The sequence below is a fragment of the Paenibacillus sp. J22P143 genome (assembly GCF_059692035.1).
Genome location: NZ_JCAUAQ010000060.1, coordinates 1 through 2178 on the forward strand (window position 1 = coordinate 1; position 2178 = coordinate 2178).

Consider the following 2178-nt stretch of genomic DNA (forward strand, 5'->3'; position numbering starts at 1 on the left):
AAAGGGAGATGGGAACGAATGAAAGATAAGCAAAAAGCGGAAGAGATTGCCGCACAACGGGTGCAGTTGTTGTCACCGCTACTCGCAGAAGGACTGGATCCAGCCAAAGCAAAGGAACTAAAAGCAAAGATTTGCGAGCAAACCGGACTATCTGAGAGGACGCTGCGCCGTTATTTAGAACGCTATCGGCGAGAGGGATTCAGCGGACTGAAGCCAATGAGTAAGGGAAGACAGCCATCTGAAGCCGTTATTGCACTACCGCTTATGGAGCAGGCTATTCTACTGCGTCGTGAAGTGCCCAGCCGCAGTGTCGCTCAAATCATTCAGATTTTGGAATGGGAAGGCCGCATTGCACCAGGTGAGATTAAGCGCAGCACGCTGCAAGAAAAACTTATGCAGCGTGGTTACAGTAGCCGCCATATGCGCATGTATGCAGAGTCGGGTGTGGCTGCAAGGCGTTTTCAACAGCGCCATCGCAATCGGTTGTGGCATTCGGACATCAAGTATGGTCCGTATCTGCCCATTGGTCCGGGTGGAGCGATGAAACAAGTGTTTCTGGTTACTTTTGTGGATGACGCCACGCGTTTTGTGCTGCATGGTGAGTTTTACCCCGTCATGGACAAGTCAATCATCGAGGACTGCTTCCGTAGTGCTATTCAGAAATATGGCGTACCCGAGGCGGTTTACTTCGACAACGGGAAGCAATACCGAACGAAGTGGATGACGCGAGCTTGCTCCAAACTCGGTATTCGACTTGTGTTTGCCAAGCCATACTCACCTGAAGCAACGGGCAAGGTAGAACGTTTTAATCGCGTGGTAGATAGCTTTTTAAGTGAAGCTGTGCTGGAGAAACCGAAGACGCTCCAGCGGCTTAATGAGCTGTTTCAGGTGTGGCTCAGCGAGTGCTATCAGCATAAGCCCCATTCGGCACTAGCAAACAAACAAAGTCCAGAAACGACGTTTCGCAGCGACAAGAAGGCGCTACGTTTCGTGGATCCGGTATTGCTGACGAATGCGTTCTTACACTGTGAATCGCGCAAAGTGGACAAGTCTGGTTGCATCAGCTTCATGGATCGAAAGTACGAAGTCGGCCTTCCTTTCATCGGTTGCACGGTAGAAGTCATCTTCGATCCGGCAGACATAGCGGAGCTGACCATTGAGTACGAAGCGCATCCGCCATGGAACGTGCGTGAGCTTGTCATCGGTGAACGAGCCGGAAAACGCCCAACGTTACCAGAGCATCTAGGGCCGTCGCCTGCTGAATCATCCAGATTGCTAGATGCTGCCGAAATACGTAATGAGCAGCGCAAAGAACAACAAGCACCTGCTGTGTCCTACCGTGCCGTACGGAAGGAGACAGGTCATGTTTGAGACTTTCTATGGTTTGAGTCATTCGCCATTTTCTAGGGATATACCTACTAACGAATTGTATCAATCGGTCGTACTGGAAGAAACGCTTGGTAGACTGGAATATGCTGCTCAGAGGCAGTGGTTTGCGGTTGTAACAGGGGACTGTGGAACCGGCAAAACAACGACCATTCGTCGCTTTACGGAAGTTTTGGACCAAGCCAAGTACAAGGTGCTTTATCTGTCGGATTCAAAACTGACGCCTCGGCATTTCTACAAAGGTTTACTTGAACAGCTCGGATGTGAGTCCAAGTTTTATCGCGGTGACGCTAAAAGGCAATTACATCGGGAAATTGAGCTTATGCGAGGCATTCATCAGTTACAGCCTGTCGTGGTTGTCGATGAAGCCCATTTGCTCGACCGGGAAATGCTCGAAGAGGTTCGTTTCTTGCTGAATTTCAAGATGGATGCGCAGAGTCCGATGACGCTTATCTTGGTAGGGCAAAGTGAGCTTTGGGATCGGTTAGGACTTCAAGCTTACGCTGCCATTCGGCAAAGAATCGACTTGCAATGTAAGCTTCCTCATTACGACCGGGCACAGGTTGGGGATTATATAAAGCGTCATTTGACGTATGCCGGGGCTGAGAATGACATCTTCTCCGATGGAGCGATTGAGGATATTTATCGTTTTTCAAGCGGTTCTGCTAGACTCGTCAACAAGGTTTGCACGCACAGTTTAATCTACGGAGCTCAGAATGGGCATCGCATCATAGATGATCACATGGTCAAACGCGTCATCCAGGGAGAATGTTCTTGATTCTCCCTTTTTTC

2 protein-coding genes are annotated in these 2178 nt (G+C 49.6%); both read left to right on the plus strand.

The window, feature by feature from the left end:
• Window positions 1–18 precede the first annotated feature (18 nt).
• The gene (locus AC58PQ_RS29460) at window positions 19–1371 is read left to right on the plus strand and encodes a DDE-type integrase/transposase/recombinase (RefSeq protein WP_497247943.1); all 1353 of its coding nucleotides are present in this window, start codon (window positions 19–21) and stop codon (window positions 1369–1371) included.
• Window positions 1364–2164 (plus strand): ExeA family protein, encoded by an 801-nt coding sequence (locus AC58PQ_RS29465; RefSeq protein ID WP_497247941.1) that lies wholly within the window; start codon window positions 1364–1366, stop codon window positions 2162–2164. The genes AC58PQ_RS29460 and AC58PQ_RS29465 overlap by 8 nt, the downstream gene beginning before the upstream one ends.
• Window positions 2165–2178 lie beyond the last annotated feature (14 nt).